Source organism: Actinokineospora sp. UTMC 2448 (genome assembly GCF_024760565.1).
GTDB classification, from domain to species: Bacteria; Actinomycetota; Actinomycetes; order Mycobacteriales; family Pseudonocardiaceae; genus Actinokineospora; species Actinokineospora fastidiosa.
The window spans coordinates 3,841,808-3,857,544 of record NZ_CP031087.1 but is presented as its reverse complement, the minus strand read 5'-3'; the positions used below and the strand labels follow the sequence as shown (position 1 = coordinate 3,857,544).

Here is a 15,737-nt window from a genome sequence, read left to right as displayed (position 1 = left end):
GCCGCCGGCTTGTCGCCGCCGTGCCTCATGATCCACTCTGGACGGTGGGAGAAGTGTTACAGCCGCGCGTGTCGGCCATCCCACACCGCGTGGCTTTGGAGCCCGTTCGGGGCAGTGGGTAGCTTTGCGCCCGGTCTGTTGGTGGCGTGCGGTTGGGCTACGCCGAAATCCCGGAGGAAAACGGTGCGGCGAACCCTGCCGTCGTCGGCGCGCGCGCTGAGACACCACAACTATCGGCTGTGGGCGGGCGCGGACCTGGTGTCGGTCACCGGGTCCTGGATGCAGGTGCTCGGTCTGAACTGGGTGGTGCTGGAACGCACGGGCTCGGCCACGGCGGTCGGGTTCTCGGTGCTGGCGGGCACGCTGCCCGCGCTGCTGGTCGGCCCGTTCGCGGGCGCGCTCGCCGACCGCGTCGACCCGCGCCGGATCATCATGGCGGGCCAGGCCGTCCACCTCGGATTGGCGCTGCTGCTCGCCGTGCTGGTGTGGGGCGGCGCGCCGCTGGGGATGCTGTACCTGCTCACCGCGGTGTCGGGAGTGGTGACCAGTGTCGAGGGTCCGGCGCTCGGCCGGTTCGGGGCCCAGGTGGTGCCGCCGGAGGACCTGCCGAACGCGCTGGCGCTCGGCTCGCTGGTGAACTCCGCGGGGCGCGTGCTGGGCATGAGCCTCGCCGGGGTGCTCGCCGCGGCGGTCGGCGAACCGGCGCTGTTCCTCGTCAACGCCGTGACCTTCCTCGCCGTCATCTCCACCGTGCGCGCGGTGCGGGTGGGGGAGTTGCACCCGCTCGCGGTCAGCGCCCCGGAACGGGCCGGGCTGCGCGCCGGGCTGGCGCACGTGCGGGCCAACTCCACCCTCCTCACGCTGTTCGCGCTCGGGTTCGTGCTGTCCAGCCTCGGCCGCAACTACCAGGTGACCATGGCCGCGATGTCCTCGGGACCGCTCGACGCCGGGGCGGAGGGCTACGGCCTGCTCTCGGCGGTGTTCGCCGTCGGCGCGGTCATCGGCGGCCTGATCGCGGCACGGATGCGCCGCCTCGGCGCGCCGGTCCTGCTCGCCGCCGCCGCGACCACCAGCGTGCTGCAGGCGGTCAGCGGCCTCATGCCCGGGCTGTTCGGCTTCGCCGCGCTCATCCTGGCGATCGCCGCGGGCGCGGTGGTCATCGACACCGTGATGGGCACCCGCGTCCAACTCGACTCGGCCGAGGAGATGCGCGGCCGCGTGCTCTCCGTCCAGGGCGCCGTGGCGGCCGCGGCCGGAGCCGTGGGCGGGCCCCTGCTGGGCTGGATGTGCGAGGGCCTCGGCCCGGGCCCGGCGCTGGTCGTCGCGGGCCTGGTCACCCTCGCGGTCACCGGATGCGCGGCCGTGGCCCTCGGCGTCGACCGCCGCGCCGCCGCCCGGGTCGTCGAGGACCGGGTCCCGGTCGCGGCGGCGGCCGGCTGATCCGCTACCGCGGCGCCGGGACTGCCTTCTCGGCGCCGCGGCTGACGCTCTCCCACCCGGCCCAGGTGGCCATGCGGTTGCGGGAGATGTCGAAGGCGAGGTCGTAGACCATGCTGCCGAGCAGCAGCCGCAGCGGCGGGTCGTCGCTGTCGACCAGGGCCATGAGCGCCTCGGCGGCGAGCCGGGGTTCGCTGTCGACGGAGCCCTCGGCCCACTGCTTCTCCAGTTCCGCCCGCAGCGGGTCGTACGCGGGGTCGGGGGTGGTGGCGGTGCTGCTGGTGTAGAGGTCGGTCCAGTAGCCGCCCGGCTGCACGATGCTGACCTTGACCCCGAACGCGGCGGCCTCGGCGGCCAGCGCCTCGCTCATGCCCTCCAGCGCGAACTTGCTCGCGCTGTAGAGGCCCGTGCTCGGGAAGCCGCCCAGCGCGGCGATGCTGGAGATCTGCACGATGTGGCCCGCGCCCTGGGCGCGGAGCCGGGGCAGGACGGCCTGGCTGACCCACAGCGCGCCGAAGAAGTTGACCTCCAGCTGGGCGCGCGCCTCGGCCTCGCCGAACTCCTCGACCATGCCGGTGAACAACGCCCCGGCGTTGTTCACCACCACGTCGAGCCTGCCGAACCGCTCCACCGCCGCGTCGACCGCGGCGAACACCGCCTGGCGGTCGGTGACGTCCAGCGGCAGCGCCAGCAGGCGCTCCGGGTGCGCGGCGGCCAGGTCGTCCAGCGGCGAGACGTCCCGGGACGCGCCGACCACGCGGTCCCCCGCGGCGAGCGCGGCCTCGGTGAACGCGCGGCCGAGACCGCGGCTCGCCCCGGTGACGAACCAGACCCGAGAAGAGGTGCGCATATGGTTCCCTTCGATTGCGAGACGGACCGTTCCGTCTCGTTATGACCGGAAGACTACCCGTTGGGTTCCGCTTGTCAAGACGGACCGTCTCGTCTCATGTCTGTTACCGTGGTCACGTGTCCACGAAGGCCCTGCCCGATCCCAGCCGCCGCAGCGAGACCGCGCGGCGGGCGATCCTCACCGCCGCCCTCGACCTCGTCGCCGAGGTGGGCTACGCGAAGCTCAGCATCGAGGGCATCGCCAAGGCAGCGGGAGTCGGCAAGCAGACGATCTACCGGTGGTGGCCGTCGAAGGGGGTGCTGCTGTTCGACGCGTTCCTCGGCCTCGCGGGCGACGGCGACGCCGCCGCCCTTCCCGACACCGGCGACCTTGCCGCCGACCTGAAGCTGGTCCTGCGCGCCACCGTCGAGGAACTGAACGACCCGCGCTTCGACCTGCCCATGCGCGCGCTGCACACCGAGATCGTCCACGACCCCGCCCTGGCAGCCGACTACGCGAAGCGGCTGGACGAGCCCATGCGGGAGTTGAAGAAGGCCCGCCTGCGGGCCGCCCAGCGCGCGGGTCAGCTGGCCGAGGACGTCGACCTCGACGTGGCCGTGGACCTGCTGTTCGGCCCCATCCTCAACCGCTGGCTGCAGCGCACCGGGCCGCTCACCCCCGAGTACGCCGAGCAGGTCGTGGACACCGCGCTCCGGGGCCTGGGGCCGCGCAACCGTAGGCGCCCCGGCTGAGGCTGTCGGCGGAGACCGCGGGGGGGGGGTGCGCGACGCCCGCGCCCGCGAGCGCGGGGTCCGGGACGGTCGCTCATGGCGGTTGACGGGCGCTGGATCGCGGGCTTATAGTCAACACATCGGTTGATAAAGGAAGCGGTTGATAAGCATGGCGGCTGACGAGTCTGAGGAGCGGTTGGACCGGGCGTTCGCCGCGCTGGGCGATCCCGTCCGGCGCGCGCTGATCGCGCGGCTGTCGCGGGGCGACGCGACCGTGAACGAACTCGCCGAGCCGTTCGCCATCACCAAGCAGGCCGTCTCCCGGCACATCCAGGTGTTGGAGGCGGCGGGCCTGATCACCCGGAGCAAGGACGCCCAGCGGCGGCCGTGTCACCTGAACGCGGCCGCGCTGGAGGAGCTGACGAGTTGGATCGACACCTACCGGCTCGAGGTCGAGCGGCGCTACCGCAGGCTCGATGCCGTGCTGGAAGCCATGGAGGAGCAGGAGAAATGAACGAGACCACGATCACCGCCCGGCCCGACACCCCGTTCATCGAGGTCGTCAGGGAGTTCGACGCGCCCCGCGGCCGGGTGTTCCGCGCCTGGACCGACCCGGAGATCGTGCCGCAGTGGCTCGGCCCGCGCGGCATGACGATGAAGGTGGTGGAGTTCACCGCGACCCCGGGCGGCGGCTACCGCTACATCCACGCCGACGACACCGGCGAGTACGCCTTCCGCGGCGTCTTCCACAACGTCGTCCAGGACGAGCTGATCATCCAGACCTTCGAGTACGAGGGCGCGCCGAACGACGTCTGCCTGGAGACGATGACGTTCGAGGACCTCGGCGACGGCCGCACCCGCGTGCACGGGCGCTCCGTCTACTCCACCGTCGAGGCCCGCGACGCCATGGTCGCCAGCGGCATGGAGCACGGCATGCGCGAGTCGATGGAGCGGCTGGACGAGGTGCTGGCGCGGTGACCGGCCAGGTGATCGTCGACATCACGATGTCGCTCGACGGCTATGTGACCGCGTCCGGCGCGGACGTCGAGCACGGCCTCGGCGTCGACGGCGAACCCCTGCACGACTGGGTGTTCGCGGGCACCCCCGATGACGGCGTGATCCTCGACGAGACGAGCGCGCGGACCGGCGCGGTGATCATGGGCCGCCGCACCTTCGACGTCGTCGACGGCCCCCAGGGCTGGAACGACGCGATCGGCTACGGCGCGGACCGCAACGCCCCGCCGCCGGTCTTCGTGCTCACCCACCACCCGCCGCGCACCTGGCGGCTCGGCGACCGCTTCACCTTCGTCACCGACGGCCCGCGCAGCGCCCTGCGCCAGGCCCGCGCGGCAGCGGGGGAGAAGGACGTCGTGGTCATGGGCGGCGGCGACGTCTGCCACCAGTTCCTCGCCGAGGGCCTGGTCGACCTCCTGCACCTGCACGTCGCCCCGATCGTGCTGGGCGCGGGCACGCGGCTGTTCCCGGCCGAGGACGGGAGACGGCTGCGGCTGGAGCGGGTCGACGTCGTGTCCACCCCGGCGGCCCACCACCTGTCCTACCGGGTCCTGTCCTGAGTGACGCGGCCGGGCGAGGTCAGGTCTCCTCCCGAGGGGCGTGGCGTAGATCGCGCGTCGACCACGCGGCGATGACGCCGAGGAGGAGGATCGCCAGGCCGGCGGCGAGGCCGCCGCGCGGGCCGGGCCCGCTGACCGCGACGGCTCCGGCGACCGCGGCGCCCAGGGGCTGGCCGACGCCCCAGGACAGCATGCGGGCCGTGGTGTTGACGCGGGACTGCAGGTCGTCCGGGCAGACCTGCTGGCGGTAGGTGATCGCGTTCAGCACGACCGTCGAGTGCGTCCACCCCCAGACGGTCGCGGCGGCGACCGCGGGGATCCAGTGGTCGGCGGCGAGGACGGCGAGACCGCTGACCAGGGACGCGGGCAGCGCGGCCAGGGCCAGGCGGGCGCGGCCCAGCCGCCTCGCCAGCCGGGGCGTGGTCCTGGCGGCCACCACGGCGCCGATGCCCCAGCAGCTGAAGAGGGCGCCCAGGCGGGCGTCGCCGGAGGAGCGCACGCCCAGCACCTCGTCGGCCCACGGGACGAGCATCGCCACCCACGCGCCCGCGGCGGCGGCGTGGGTGGTCCCGACCAGGGTGAGCGTGCGGACCACCCGGTGCCGCCACAGGAACGCCAGGCCCGCGCCGATGTCGCGGCGCATTCCGGACGACGGCCCGGCAGGGGCGGAGAGTGGGCCGCTGATCGCGCGCAGCAGCAGGGCCGACGCGACGGCGGTGGCGGCGTTCACCGCGAGCAGCGGGGATGGCGCGAACGCGGCCACCGCGAGCCCGGCCAGCGGCGGGATCACCAGCTCCAGCGCGGTAGTGCCGCCGAACACGGCCGAGTATGCGCTGGTCAGCCGCTCCCGCCCGACCAGGGCGGGCAGCGCGCCGAAGTTGGCCGCGTCGAAGAACACGAAACAGGTCTGCACCGCGAACCCGACGGCGAGGACGTGGACCGCGGTCAACGCGCCTGCCGCGTGCGCCGCCGGGATGGTCGCCAGCGCGGCGCCCGCGCCCAGCTCCAGCCCGACCATGAGCCGCCGCCGGTCGACGCGGTCGGCGACCGAGCCCGCGACCAGGCCGAACAGCAGGTAGGGCAGGGCTCCGCCCGCCGCGACCGCCGACGTCCAGCCCGCCGAGCCGGTCAACCGGTAGACGAGCACGGGGAGGGCCACGACCGAGACCAGCGTCCCGGCCACGGAGATCAGTCGGGCGGCCAGGTACCGCCGGAAGTCCACATCGCGCACGCCGCGCAGCTTACTTGAGAACGATTCTCGTTATCGTGTAGAACCGGTCCGTGCGCAGAACCCTCCTCATGGCCGCCGCCCTCGTCGCGGCGGGCTGCTCGGCCGCCCCGACCGTCCCGGCCCCCGCCCCGGCCCCGCCCTCGGTGGACCGGACCGCCGCCCCGCTGGACCCCGCCCTCGCGGTCACCGACCCGCACGGCGTGCGGATCGAACTCCCCGCGCCGCCCGAGCGCATCGTGTGCCTCAACGGGCTCTGCGACGACATCGTGGTCGACCTCGGCCTCGTCCCCGCGGGCACGAGCAACCCGGCGCTGATCAGCCACCCGGCCCTGCTCGGCGAGCGCGGGAAGGCCGTGCCCGTGGTCGCCGGGTCGTTCGGCGGCGAGGACGTGGAGAGCATCGCCGCGCTGGACCCGGACCTGGTGATCGGCCTGGAGGGCGTGCACGAGGCGCTGCGGCCCGCGATCGAGCGGTTCGCCCCGCTGTGGCTGGCCGAGCCGGCGACCTGGGAGGAGTCCGTCGGCTACCTGCGGGCGCTCGGCGCGCTCACCGGCCGCACCGCCGAGGCGGTCGCCGCCGAGACCCGCTTCCGCGGCGTCCTCGCCGACACCGCGGCCTCCGACCGCACCGTGGTCGTGATCTACGGCAGCGCGGACGCGATCGGCGTGGACACCGCGGACTCGCTGAAGGGCCACCTGCTCGACGCCGTCTACGACTATCCGTTCCCGGCCAAGGGGACCGACGCCGCGACCGCGAGCAACTACAGCGTCGAGGAACTCCTGGCGCGGCAGCCGGACACGGTGTTCGTCTACTCCCTGCTGTTCTCCACATCGGACAAGCCGCTGAGCGAGCAGCTGGCCGACAACCCGGTGTGGCGGCAGATCCCGGCCGTGCGGGACGGCGCGGTCCACGAGGTGCACCCGAAGCTGTGGGGCTCCGGGCGCGGGCTGCGCAGCCTCGAAGCGGTGCTCGCCGAGGCGCGGGGTCTTGCCCCGTAGCCTCGCCGGGCCGTGGGCGCTCGGCCTGGCGGTGGTGGTGCTGGGCCTGGCCGCGGTGATGGTCGGGCAGCCGTTCGTCGGGCTCAACCGGCTCGTCCCCGCGCTGCTGGCCGCCGACGGCCTCGAACACGCGCTGGTCGTCCAGTCCCGCGCGCCGCGCGCCGCGCTCGCCCTGCTGGCGGGCGCGGCCCTCGGCGCGGCCGGGCACCTGCTGCAGGAGTCCCTGCGCAACCCGCTGGCCGTGCCCGAACTCCTCGGCGTGTCCTCCGGCGCGGCGGCGGCCGTCACCGTGGCCGTCGTCTTCACGCTCCCCGTCCCGCTCCTGGCCGCCGCCGCCCTGGGCGCCGGGGTGGGCGGCTCGCTGACCCTGCTCGCGATCCGCCGCGTGGCGGGCCCGGACTCGGTGCTGCTCGCGGGCGCGGCCGTCAGCGCGGCGCTGCAGGCCGTGCTGCTGGCCGCACACTCCCTTTCGGACACCCGCGACCAGGGCGTGCTGGTCCGCTACCTGTTGGGCTCGCTGACCGGCACCACGTGGACGGACGTGCTGACCGCCCTCCCGATCGCCGCGCTGGCGGCCCCGTTCGCCGTCCTCGCGGTGCCCGCGCTGCGCGTGCTGCGGCTCGGCGACGAGGCGGCCGCCTCCGCAGGCCTGCGTCCGGGTCGGGCACGGCTGGGAGTGCTGGCGGTGGCGTGCGCCCTGGTGGCGAGCGTGGTCGCCCACTGCGGCCCGGTCGCCTGGGTCGGCTTCCTCGCCCCTCGACTGGCAGGCGGCGGCCTCGGCCGCGCGGCGGCGTGCGGCGCGGTCCTGGTGCTGGGCGCCGACCTGCTCGCGCGGACCGTCCTGTACCCGGTCGAACTCCCCGTGGGCGGCCTCACCGCCGTCCTGGCCGTGGTCGCCGGGCTGCTGACGGCACGGAGGTGGCGGTGAGACCCGTCCTTGCCCTGATAGGCGTTACCGCGATCGTCGCGGCCCTCCAAGCCGCCACCGGGTCCACCCTCGCGTTGGGCGAGATCCTCTCCGGGGACCCGCGGGCGACCGCGATCCTCGTCGAGCTGCGGCTGCCTCGGGTCGCCGTGGGGGTCGCGGCGGGGGCGTGCCTCGGTGTGGCCGGGGTGATCCTGCAGGCCGTGCTGCGCAATCCGCTCGCCTCGCCGGAGGTGACCGGGGTCGGGTCCGGGGCGGTGCTCGGGGCGGTGGTCGCGACGACGGCGGCGGCGAGTCCCGCCGGGCTCGTGCTGACCGCGGTGATCGGGGGGACGGTCGGCGGCGGGGTGCTGTGGCTGGTGGCGGCCAGGGCTGGGGGAGACCCGCGCGGGCTGACCGTCGTCGGGGTGCTGGTCTCCGCCGTGCTCGCGGGCGCCGCGCTGATCATCCTCACCGCGCGGCCGCAGCTCGCCGGGGCGATGACGCGCTGGCTCGTCGGCTCGCTCGGCGGGCGGACCTGGGAGCACTGGGCGGCGCTGTGGCCGTTCGCGCTGGTGTGCGTCGTCGCGGGCACGCTGCTCGGGCCGGTGCTCGCGGTGCTGGCCGTCGACGACGACCACGCCAGGGCGGTGGGGCTCGACCCCGCACGGTGGCGGCCCGTCGTCCTGATCGTCGCCGTGGTCGCCACCGCCGCCGCGGTCGCCGCGGTGGGCGCGCTCGCGTTCGTCGGGCTGCTCGCCCCGCACCTGGCCCGCGCGCTCGGCGGGCCGCCGGTCCCCGTCGCGGCGCTCGCCGGGGCGGCCACCGTCGCGCTCGCCGACGCCGTGGCCCAGACCGTCAGTGGCTGGGCGCCCGCCGTCGGCGGGACCCCGCCCAGTCTGCCCGCCGGCGTGCTCACCGCCGTCGCGGGCGCCATCGTCATGATCCGCACCGCCCAGGGAGGCGCCCGGTGATCAGGGCCAGCGGCCTGCGCGTCGGCTTCGGGCCGCGCACCGTGCTCGACGACGTCGACGTCCACGTCCCCCGCGGCCAGTGGTTGGCGCTGGTCGGCCGCAACGGCTGCGGGAAGACGACCCTGCTGCGGGTCATGGCCGGGCTCCTGCGCCCGGACCGGGGGACGGTCACCGTCGACGGGTCACCGCTGGCGGGCTTGTCCCGACGGGACATCGCGCGCCGCATCGCCGTCCTGCCCCAATCGATGCCCGACTCCGGGCTGACCGTGCGGGAACTGGTCCGGCAGGGCCGCTATGCCGCGCGCGGACCGCTCGGGATGCTCGCCGGGGGAGACGACCCCGCCGTCACCGCGGCGCTGGCCGACACCGGGACCGCCGCCTACGCCGACGCCCGGCTCGACCGGCTCTCCGGCGGCGAGCGCCAGCGCGCCCGCCTGGCGCTCGCCCTGGCCCAGGGCGCGCCCGTCCTGCTCCTGGACGAGCCGACGACCTACCTCGACATCCACCACCAGCTCGACATCCTCGACCTGGTGACCCGGCTGCGGGCCGAACGCGGCCTGACGGTCGTCACAGTCCTGCACGACCTCGCCCAGGCCGCCCGCTACGCCGACCGCGTCATCGCCCTGCGCGACGGCGTCGTCCACGCCGACGGCCCGCCTGCCGCCACCGTCACCCCGGCCCTGCTCCGGGAGGTGTTCACCGTGGAGGGCCGGGTGTGGCGCGACGACCGCGGCCGGATCACCTGCGCCTATGACGGGCTGGCCGGGAATCAGCTCGGGGTGTAGGTCAGGCAGTTCGCCGCGTGCGACCCCTGGCCGGGGCCGACGCGCACACCGGAGGCGGTGCATTCCAATTCGGAGTTGTGCACGCAGTCCGTGCGCGAGCAGGCGCCGACCTGGGCGATCACCTTCGGCAGGCCGCCCTTCTCCTGCAGCGGGACGAACGTGCCGCAGTCGGCGGAGCCGTCGATGCCGCTGACGGTGATCGCGTAGGCGTGGCAGCCGTCGTGGTTGTACGAGCAGTTGGTGACCGTGCACTCGTTCACCGCGGGCATTTCCATCGTGGTCATGATTTCTCCCTGGTCTCGAACGCCGATACGGAATGGACAGTGGCACCGGTAGCACAGGCCCGCAACCTGGTGCTAAGCGTTGCCTAACCTTGGAAATCGCCATTTCCCGAATACCGGCCCGACACCGGACGGCCGCCGGGGCGTCAGCGCGGCGTCACCCCCTAATCTTGACTCGTTCAAGAAGATGCGGCACACTTCGGGCGTGCCTGCGACCTCGGACCTCGAACGGATGCTGCGGGGGGTGAACCTGCGCGTGACGCGTCCGCGCGTCGCGGTGCTGTCCGCCGTGCACGACCACCCGCACGCCGACACCGACTCGATCATCGGCGTCGTGCGCGCGGCGCTGGGCGAGGTCTCCCACCAGGCCGTCTACGACGTGCTGCGCGCGCTGACCACCGCGGGGCTCCTGCGGCGCATCCAGCCGCAGGGCTCCGTCGCCCGGTACGAGGCGCGGGTGGGGGACAACCACCACCACGTCGTGTGCCGGTCGTGCGGCGCCATCGCCGACGTGGACTGCTCGGTCGGGGAGGCCCCGTGCCTCACCGCGTCCGCCAGCCACGGCTTCACCATCGACGAGGCCGAGGTCGTCTACTGGGGCCGGTGCCCCGAATGCTCGTCCGCACTCGATTCCTGAGTGTCCTTTTTCCACTCTTGAGAGGATGTTCGTGTCTGACAGCCCAGACGCCGTTGTTGGAGAGTTGAACGACGAGCCAGCGGGTCAGTGCCCGGTGACGGCGGTGCGCCGCAAGCACCCGACCGAGGGTGGCGGCAACCGCGACTGGTGGCCCAACCAGCTCAACCTGAAGATTCTCCGCAAGCACCCCGCCGTCGCCAACCCGATGGACCCCGGCTTCGACTACGCCGCCGAGTTCGCCACCCTCGACCTCGACGCCCTGCGCCAGGACATCGAGCAGGTGATGACCACATCGCAGGACTGGTGGCCCGCCGACTACGGCCACTACGGCCCGCTCTTCATCCGGATGGCCTGGCACAGCGCGGGCACCTACCGCACCATCGACGGCCGCGGCGGCGCGGGCGCGGGCATGCAGCGCTTCGCCCCGCTCAACAGCTGGCCCGACAACGGCAACCTCGACAAGGCGCGCAGGCTGCTCTGGCCGGTCAAGAAGAAGTACGGCCGCAAGATCTCCTGGGCCGACCTGATGATCTTCGCGGGCAACTGCGCCCTGGAGTCGATGGGCTGCCGGACCTTCGGGTTCGCCGGTGGCCGCGTCGACGTCTGGGAGCCGGACGAGGACGTCTACTGGGGCCCGGAGACCACCTGGCTCGGCGACGAGCGCTACACCGGCGACCGCGAGCTGGAGAACCCGCTGGCCGCCGTCCAGATGGGCCTGATCTACGTCAACCCCGAGGGCCCCAACGGCTCCGGCGACCCGCTGGCCTCGGCGCGCGACATCCGCGAGACGTTCGGCCGGATGGCGATGAACGACGAGGAGACCGTCGCGCTGATCGCGGGCGGCCACACCTTCGGCAAGACGCACGGCGCTGGCGACCCGAGCCACGTCGGCCCCGAGCCCGAGGGCGCCCCGCTGGAGGACCAGGGCCTGGGCTGGAAGAACAGCTTCGGCACCGGCAAGGGCAAGCACACGATCACCAGCGGCCTGGAGGGCGCCTGGACGCCCACCCCGGCCACCTGGGACAACAGCTTCTTCGAGACGCTGTTCGGCTACGAGTGGGAGCTGGTCCACAGCCCCGCGGGCGCCAAGCAGTGGAAGCCCAAGGACGGCGCGGGCGCGGGCACGGTTCCCGACGCGCACGACCCGGCGGTGACCCACGCGCCGACGATGACCACCGCGGACATCGCGCTGCGCGTCGACCCGATCTACGAGCCGATCTCCCGGCGCTACCTGGAGAACCCGGACGAGTTCGCCGACGCCTTCGCCCGCGCGTGGTTCAAGCTGACCCACCGCGACATGGGCCCGGTCACGCGCTACCTCGGCCCGCTGGTGCCGCAGGAGACGCTGATCTGGCAGGACCCGATCCCCGCCGTCACCCACGAGCTGGTCAACGCCGAGGACATCGCCGCGCTCAAGGCGCGGGTCCTGGAGTCCGGCCTGTCGGTGTCGCGGCTGGTGGCCACCGCGTGGGCGTCGGCGTCGACGTTCCGCGGCAGCGACAAGCGCGGCGGCGCCAACGGCGCGCGCATCCGCCTTGAGCCGCAGCGGAACTGGGAGGTCAACGAGCCCGAGGCGCTGGCGGAGACGCTGCGGGTGCTCGAGGGCATCCAGGCCGCGTTCAACGCCGAGGGCGGCAGGCAGATCTCGCTGGCCGACCTGATCGTGCTCGCGGGCTGCGCCGCCGTGGAGAAGGCCGCCAAGGACGCGGGCCACGACATCGAGGTCCCGTTCACCCCGGGCCGCGCGGACGCCACGCAGGAGCAGACCGACGTCGAGTCCTTCGCGGTGCTGGAGCCGACCGCGGACGGCTTCCGCAACTACCTCGGCAAGGGCGACCGCCTGCCCGCCGAGTACCTGCTGGTCGACCGGGCGAACCTGCTCAACCTGAGCGCGCCGGAGATGACCGTGCTCGTCGGCGGCCTGCGCGTGCTGGGCGCGAACCACCGGCAGTCCCCGCTGGGCGTCCTCACCGCCAAGCCGGGCCTGCTGACCAACGACTTCTTCGTCAACCTGCTCGACATGAGCACGACGTGGAAGCCGACCTCGGAGGACGCGCAGACCTTCCACGGCTACGACCCCATCACGGGCGAGCTCAAGTGGACGGGCACGCGCGTTGACCTGGTCTTCGGCTCGAACTCCGAGCTGCGGGCCCTGGCCGAGGTCTACGCCAGCGACGACGCGGCCGAGAAGTTCGCCCGCGACTTCGTCGCCGCGTGGGACAAGGTCATGAACCTGGACCGGTTCGACCTGGTGTGAGTCATTCGGGTGCCCAGGTCGGCTTCGGTCGGCCTGGGCACCCGTTTCATTCGCGGTGAAGCAGCCGCCGCGCGGGCGCGTCTGGGCTTCCGGTCAGCGGTCGGCGTTCTGGAAGGCGGCGGCGTTGTCGGCGACCCATTCCGCGAACGGGCGCGCGGGGCGGCCGAGGACCTTGGCCACGTCGTCGGTCGGTGGGTGCTGGGGCGCGTCGGCGTGCCTGGTGTATCGGGCCATCAACGCCGTCACGAACGGCTCGGGCAATCCGTGGGCGACCATTCGGGCGGCGGCGTCCGCGACTGGGATCTCCTCGTATCGCAGGCGTCTGCCGAGGACATCGCCGATGATGGCGACCATGTCCGCGTGGGTGAGCGACCGCGGGCCGGTCAGGTCGAGGCGCTGGTCGACCAGGTCGTCGGTGAGCAGGGCCCGGGCGGCTACCTCGGCGATGTCCCGCTCGTGGATCGGCGACTCGGCGAACCCCGGGAACGGGTACCGGACGACGTCCCCGGCGCGGAGCTGGGCGCCGAACATGCCGACCGCGTTCCCGGCGAACGCGCCGACCCGCAGGCTGGTCCACCCCAGGCCGCTGCCCACCGCCGCGTCCTCGGCCTCCTTGTTGCGGTCGCCCCGGTAGCGCGACGGCTGCTCCGCCAGCGGATCGTCCACATTCATCGCCGACAGGGCCACCACCCGCCGGACTCCCCGCTCCCGCGCCAGTGCGACCAGATCCGCGGCGGCGGCGCCCACCGCGCGCGGGTGCAGGAACAGCGCGGTGACACCGTCCAGCGCCTCGGCGAGCGACCGCGGCTGGGCCGGGTCGGCTTCCACCACGGGCACGGGCAAGGCCGCCGCCGTCGCGTCCCGCGAGACCGCGCGGACCGGCGCGCCCGCGGCCCGCAGCGCGTCTACCAGCGGTCTGCCGACCGTGCCCGTGGCCCCGGTGACCAGGATCATGACTGCCCCCACTTCGTTCGAGTTTCAGATACTACGGAAACCGTAGCAGATGTTTTGGAAGTCGTACGATGGCTGCCCTACGATCCCGGCATGGCTACGGGGCGGGGCTCGGGGGACGAGAACGCCGACGCGAAACGGCGTCGGCGGCGCACGGGCACGGAGATCAAGGAGTCGCTGCGTGAGCTGAGCGTCCAGCTGTCGCTGCTGAACCACCGGATCAGCGCCCGCTTCGAGCTGCGCGACATCGACTTCGACTGCCTGGAGACCATCAGGCGGCACGAGCCGATCAGCCCGGGCGCGCTGGCCCGGCGGGTGGGCCTGCACGCGGCGACCATGACCGGCGTCCTGGACCGGCTCGAACGCGGCGGCTGGATCGACCGCGAACGGGACCCCGCCGACCGGCGGGCCGTCGTCCTGCGCGCGCGGCGCGAGCGCAACCCCGAGGTGTTCCGCCTCTACGCGGGCATGAACACGTCCATGGACGAGCTGATGGCCGACTACACGGTCGACCAGCTGGAGGCGATCGCCGACTTCCTCCACCGCACCACGGCGGCGGGCCGCGACGCGACGGACAACCTGTCCGCCCCCTGACGCGACGGTGCCCGGGAGCGCGGGGTGGGACCCCTGCGCGCCCGGGCGCCGTTCGCTAACTCAGCCGGGTCGTCAGTTGCGACCGGGGCGGACCGTGTACTGGGTCTGGGCGTTGAACACCTTCTGGTGCACCGACCGCGCCTGGTTGACGCGGGGGTCGTTGATCTCGATGACGTCCAGGCCCTGCTGGCCGTCCATCGAGTAGATGTAGCCGTTGTACCAGTACGCCGACCACGTGCCCGACGGCCCCTTGCGCTCGGGCAGCGGGTTGAAGTGGCCGATCTCCACCGGGTTCGCCGAGTCGGTGAAGTCCCAGACGGACACCCCGCCCTTGTACCAGGACTGCACCATGACGTCGCGGCCCTTGACCGGGATCAGCGAGCCGTTGTGCGCGACGCAGATCTCGGTGTCGTGGCGGGGGATCTTGAAGTACGAGCGGAACTGCAGCGTCGCGGACGTCCCGGAGCCGGTGATGTCGTAGACGCCGTCCGCGCCTCGGGTGGCCGCGATGTCCGGGCGGCACGTGGCCGCGCCGCCGCCGCCGAGCTCGTCGGTGAAGACGACCTTGGTGGCGTCGTTGTTGAACGTCGCCGAGTGCCAGAACGCGAAGTTCGCGTCATCCCTGACCTGGGTGATCACCTTCGGCCGCTCGCGGTCGGTGATGTCGAACAGCACGCCGTCGCCCATGCACGCGCCGGCCGCGATGTCCTTCTCCGGGAAGGCGGTGATGTCGTGGCAGCCGCTGGTCTCCCGCACGTACCCCGAGTCGACGTCGCCGGGCTTGCCCGGGTTGCCGCCGTCCGGGAAGAGCACCGGCGTGGCGATCACGTCCGCTGCGGTCGGGTCCGCCAGCGGGACCTTGACGATGGAGATCTTGTCGTGCGGCGGCTTGCATCGGGCGATGGACGGGGACGGGCCGTAGGAGGAGATGTAGAGGTAGGCGTTCTTCCCCTCCTTGTCCGGGACCAGGGTGTGGGTGTGCGAGCCGCAGTCGGTCTCCACGGACTTGATGTAGCGGGGGTTGGCCTTGTCGCTGATGTCGAAGATCCGGATGCCCTCCCAGTAGGGCTTGCTCCCGTCGTTCTGGGCCGTCGAGGCGCAGCTGTCGTCGCTGCGCCGCGAGTCGACGGAGTAGAACAGCAGGTCGCCCTGCACGGTGACGTCGCCCTGGGAGCCGGGGCAGAGCACCTGGCTGACCATGCGCGGCCGGTGCGGGTTGGCGATGTCGTAGATGGTGAAGCCCGCGTAGTTGCCGCCGATGACGTAGTTCCCGGTGAAGGCGAGGTCGCTGCCGCGCCCGCCGTTGTCGGTCAGCGGCGCGGTGTGCGGGACGTTGGCGATCAGCCGCACGTTGTCGCTGGTCTCGAAGGCGCCCTCACCGAGGTCGCCCTCGGCCTGCGCCGCGGTGGCGCCCAGCAGGAACAGCGCGGCGGTGACGGCGGTCAACCGGGATAATGGCCGGAGCTTCTTTGATCCCACGCCATGTCCTTCCGTCAGGTGGGGTCGGAAGCTCAAAGCTTTCCGGCGTTAAAAGATCAAGACCAGACTTTTTGC

The 15,737-nt window shown here is 73.1% G+C and carries 17 protein-coding genes; 12 read left to right on the top strand and 5 right to left on the bottom strand.

The genetic code is table 11. The annotated features are described in order from the left end of the window. The first annotated feature begins 183 nt into the window (after positions 1-183). Positions 184-1,440, top strand: a complete 1,257-nt coding sequence (locus Actkin_RS17485) for an MFS transporter (RefSeq protein WP_258903437.1) — start codon at positions 184-186, stop codon at positions 1,438-1,440. A gap of 4 nt (positions 1,441-1,444) precedes the next feature. On the opposite strand, the gene Actkin_RS17480 is transcribed toward Actkin_RS17485, so the two are convergent. Continuing rightward, positions 1,445-2,287, bottom strand: coding sequence for an SDR family NAD(P)-dependent oxidoreductase (locus tag Actkin_RS17480; protein ID WP_189210600.1), 843 nt, complete (start codon positions 2,285-2,287; stop codon positions 1,445-1,447). A gap of 116 nt (positions 2,288-2,403) precedes the next feature. On the opposite strand from Actkin_RS17480, the gene Actkin_RS17475 reads away from it, so the two are divergent. The 4 genes from Actkin_RS17475 (at position 2,404) to Actkin_RS17460 (ending at position 4,571) form a co-directional block, all read left to right on the top strand. After that, positions 2,404-3,018 (top strand): TetR/AcrR family transcriptional regulator, encoded by a 615-nt coding sequence (locus Actkin_RS17475; RefSeq protein WP_258903436.1) that lies wholly within the window; start codon positions 2,404-2,406, stop codon positions 3,016-3,018. Between the two features lie 148 nt (positions 3,019-3,166). Continuing rightward, complete coding sequence (locus tag Actkin_RS17470) at positions 3,167-3,511, top strand: ArsR/SmtB family transcription factor (RefSeq protein ID WP_258903435.1); 345 nt, start codon at positions 3,167-3,169, stop codon at positions 3,509-3,511. Beyond that, complete coding sequence (locus Actkin_RS17465) at positions 3,508-3,975, top strand: SRPBCC family protein (RefSeq protein ID WP_258903434.1); 468 nt, start codon at positions 3,508-3,510, stop codon at positions 3,973-3,975. The genes Actkin_RS17470 and Actkin_RS17465 overlap by 4 nt, the downstream gene beginning before the upstream one ends. After that, positions 3,972-4,571: a dihydrofolate reductase family protein gene (locus Actkin_RS17460; protein WP_258903433.1), complete on the top strand. Its 600-nt coding sequence runs from the start codon at positions 3,972-3,974 to the stop codon at positions 4,569-4,571. The genes Actkin_RS17465 and Actkin_RS17460 overlap by 4 nt, the downstream gene beginning before the upstream one ends. Before the next feature lie 19 nt (positions 4,572-4,590). Here Actkin_RS17460 and Actkin_RS17455 read toward each other — a convergent pair whose 3' ends face one another. Next, complete coding sequence (locus Actkin_RS17455; protein WP_258903432.1) at positions 4,591-5,802, bottom strand: MFS transporter; 1,212 nt, start codon at positions 5,800-5,802, stop codon at positions 4,591-4,593. A gap of 50 nt (positions 5,803-5,852) precedes the next feature. Here Actkin_RS17455 and Actkin_RS17450 point away from each other — a divergent pair, with 50 nt between their 5' ends. Genes Actkin_RS17450 through Actkin_RS17435 form a run of 4 tightly spaced genes read left to right on the top strand, consistent with a single transcriptional unit; the run spans position 5,853 to position 9,463 of the window. Continuing rightward, positions 5,853-6,800 carry an ABC transporter substrate-binding protein gene (locus Actkin_RS17450; protein ID WP_258903431.1) on the top strand — a complete coding sequence of 316 codons (948 nt, stop codon included), beginning with the start codon at positions 5,853-5,855 and terminating at the stop codon, positions 6,798-6,800. Beyond that, complete coding sequence (locus Actkin_RS17445; protein WP_258903430.1) at positions 6,790-7,728, top strand: iron chelate uptake ABC transporter family permease subunit; 939 nt, start codon at positions 6,790-6,792, stop codon at positions 7,726-7,728. The genes Actkin_RS17450 and Actkin_RS17445 overlap by 11 nt, the downstream gene beginning before the upstream one ends. Then, on the top strand, positions 7,725-8,678 hold the full coding sequence (locus Actkin_RS17440) for a FecCD family ABC transporter permease (RefSeq protein ID WP_258903429.1): 954 nt from the start codon (positions 7,725-7,727) through the stop codon (positions 8,676-8,678). The genes Actkin_RS17445 and Actkin_RS17440 overlap by 4 nt, the downstream gene beginning before the upstream one ends. Then, entirely contained in the window at positions 8,675-9,463 is a 789-nt protein-coding gene (locus Actkin_RS17435) for an ABC transporter ATP-binding protein (protein WP_258903427.1), read from the top strand. Before Actkin_RS17440 ends, Actkin_RS17435 begins: the two co-directional genes overlap by 4 nt. Here Actkin_RS17435 and Actkin_RS17430 read toward each other — a convergent pair. After that, on the bottom strand, positions 9,448-9,747 hold the full coding sequence (locus Actkin_RS17430) for a DUF1540 domain-containing protein (protein ID WP_189210595.1): 300 nt from the start codon (positions 9,745-9,747) through the stop codon (positions 9,448-9,450). The genes Actkin_RS17435 and Actkin_RS17430 overlap by 16 nt on opposite strands. Before the next feature lie 202 nt (positions 9,748-9,949). On the opposite strand from Actkin_RS17430, the gene Actkin_RS17425 reads away from it, so the two are divergent. Beyond that, complete coding sequence (locus Actkin_RS17425) at positions 9,950-10,381, top strand: Fur family transcriptional regulator (protein ID WP_189210594.1); 432 nt, start codon at positions 9,950-9,952, stop codon at positions 10,379-10,381. A 25-nt stretch (positions 10,382-10,406) separates the two neighbouring features. Beyond that, complete coding sequence (katG, locus tag Actkin_RS17420; RefSeq protein ID WP_189210593.1) at positions 10,407-12,638, top strand: catalase/peroxidase HPI; 2,232 nt, start codon at positions 10,407-10,409, stop codon at positions 12,636-12,638. A gap of 93 nt (positions 12,639-12,731) precedes the next feature. Here katG and Actkin_RS17415 read toward each other — a convergent pair whose 3' ends face one another. After that, the gene (locus tag Actkin_RS17415; protein ID WP_258903426.1) at positions 12,732-13,592 is read right to left on the bottom strand and encodes an NAD(P)H-binding protein; all 861 of its coding nucleotides are present in this window, start codon (positions 13,590-13,592) and stop codon (positions 12,732-12,734) included. A 90-nt stretch (positions 13,593-13,682) separates the two neighbouring features. On the opposite strand from Actkin_RS17415, the gene Actkin_RS17410 reads away from it, so the two are divergent. Further along, entirely contained in the window at positions 13,683-14,183 is a 501-nt protein-coding gene (locus Actkin_RS17410; RefSeq protein ID WP_258903425.1) for a MarR family winged helix-turn-helix transcriptional regulator, read from the top strand. A 72-nt stretch (positions 14,184-14,255) separates the two neighbouring features. Here the strand turns inward: Actkin_RS17410 and Actkin_RS17405 are convergent, their stop codons facing one another. Then, positions 14,256-15,629 carry an LVIVD repeat-containing protein gene (locus Actkin_RS17405; protein ID WP_258903424.1) on the bottom strand — a complete coding sequence of 458 codons (1,374 nt, stop codon included), beginning with the start codon at positions 15,627-15,629 and terminating at the stop codon, positions 14,256-14,258. Positions 15,630-15,737 lie beyond the last annotated feature (108 nt).

Excerpts from the sequence above, each read along its gene's own strand:
- Actkin_RS17480 (WP_189210600.1), bottom strand. The coding sequence starts at position 2,287 with ATGCGCACCTCTTCTCGGGTCTGGTTCGTCACCGGGGCGAGCCGCGGT.
- Actkin_RS17470 (WP_258903435.1), top strand. The coding sequence starts at position 3,167 with ATGGCGGCTGACGAGTCTGAGGAGCGGTTGGACCGGGCGTTCGCCGCG.
- Actkin_RS17465 (WP_258903434.1), top strand. The coding sequence starts at position 3,508 with ATGAACGAGACCACGATCACCGCCCGGCCCGACACCCCGTTCATCGAG.
- Actkin_RS17430 (WP_189210595.1), bottom strand. The coding sequence starts at position 9,747 with ATGACCACGATGGAAATGCCCGCGGTGAACGAGTGCACGGTCACCAAC.
- katG (WP_189210593.1), top strand. The coding sequence starts at position 10,407 with ATGTTCGTGTCTGACAGCCCAGACGCCGTTGTTGGAGAGTTGAACGAC.
- Actkin_RS17415 (WP_258903426.1), bottom strand. The coding sequence starts at position 13,592 with ATGATCCTGGTCACCGGGGCCACGGGCACGGTCGGCAGACCGCTGGTA.
- Actkin_RS17410 (WP_258903425.1), top strand. The coding sequence starts at position 13,683 with ATGGCTACGGGGCGGGGCTCGGGGGACGAGAACGCCGACGCGAAACGG.